At 68.5% G+C, this 1,440-nt stretch carries 1 protein-coding gene; it reads right to left on the reverse strand.

What is annotated here, in order from left to right:
- Positions 1 to 4: 4 nt before the first annotated feature.
- Positions 5 to 1,330 (reverse strand): ISL3-like element ISPfr2 family transposase, encoded by a 1,326-nt coding sequence (locus ODE13_RS16855; RefSeq protein ID WP_026138135.1) that lies wholly within the window; start codon positions 1,328 to 1,330, stop codon positions 5 to 7.
- Between the last annotated feature and the right edge of the window lie 110 nt (positions 1,331 to 1,440).

Genomic DNA, 1,440 nt, shown 5'->3' on the forward strand with positions numbered 1-1,440 from the left:
CGGCTCATCCCAATCGGGGGTGTAGAAGTTGGGGTCTGAAGCCGCCGGTCTCGAGCAGGCTTCGGGCGATGTAGTTGGTCAGGTTGCGGAACCCGAGTGCGGAGCCGCGCAGGTGTTCGAGCCGTCCGTTGAGCGCCTCGGTCGGCCCGTTGCTGGTGCCGGGTCGTTCGAAGTAGGCGAGCACGTCAGCGGCTCGCTTCTTCAGGGTCCGGCCCAGGGTGGTGAGCTCGGTGAGCACCTTGGGGACGCCGGCGCTGAGGTCGGTGATCAGCTTCTCCATGAGCTCGCGGCCACGTTGCCGGTCCTCGTGGCGATAGGCGGCGATCATGCGCTGGTAGACACCCCAGGTCGCCTCGACCTCGACGTGAGCGTCATCAACGAACAGCGCGCGTAGCCTGTCGCTCTGCTTGTCGGTGAGCAGGTCCGCGCCGGTGTGCAGCGTGCGCCGCGACTTGTAGAGCGGGTCGTCCCTGAACCCACGGTGCCCGTGGATCGCGAGTTGGACCCGGCGCCGGCACCTGTCGAGGGCGTCACCGGCCAAGCGCACGACGTGGAAGGGATCCATCACCGTGACCGCGTCCGGGATCTCCTCTGCAGCGGCGGTCTTGAACCCGGTGAAGCCGTCCATCGCGACCACCTCGACCGCGTCACGGAAGGCGTCGTCGCGGTCGGCGAGCCAGGTCTTGAACGCCGCCTTCGACCGGCCCTCGACCATGTCCAGCAGCCTTGCTGGGCCGGCGCCATCGCGGACCGGGGTGAGGTCGATGATCACGGTGACGTACTTGTCGCCACGCCTGGTGTGGCGCCAGACGTGCTCATCGACGCCAATGACCTTCACGCCCTCGAACCGCGTGGGGTCGTTGATCAGCAGCCGCTTGCCTTCGGCCAGGACCGCGTTGTTGGCGGTGTCCCACGCGACCCCGAGTCCCTCGGCGACACGGGCGACGGTGAGGTGTGCGACCACGATCCCTTCCAGCGCCCACCGCAGCCCGGTGCGCGAGAGCTTCGCGCGTGGCTCCGCCGCGGCGCTGGTGTCTTGGCGCCACACGTGTCCGCAGTCGGCACAGCGGTAGCGGCGCACTACAACTTCCAGCACGGTCGGTCGCCAGCCCAGCGGCTCGTGGGCCAACCGCCGGATCACGGTGTCACGAGCGGCGCCTTCGCTGCCGCACCGTCGGCACCACTGATCTGGTTCCACCACGCGGCACGCGAGGACCGCACGATCCGGTTCAAGTCGTTGCCCGGTCACGCTCAGACCGAGGCCGTCGAGTCGAGCGAAGGCGGTCAGGTCAGGGCGGCCGAAGCCGGCCGGCGGGGTAGCGTCGGACACGTCGAGGTCTTTCGGATGGATGGCGTAGGAACCTCCGTCATCGGGAGACCTCGACGTCTATCTGCGGACCGACGCGCCCGGCCGACCTACACCGTCATCTGGGAAGACCC

Source organism: Nesterenkonia sp. HG001 (assembly GCF_034438835.1).
Lineage (GTDB): Bacteria > Actinomycetota > Actinomycetes > Actinomycetales > Micrococcaceae > Nesterenkonia > Nesterenkonia xinjiangensis.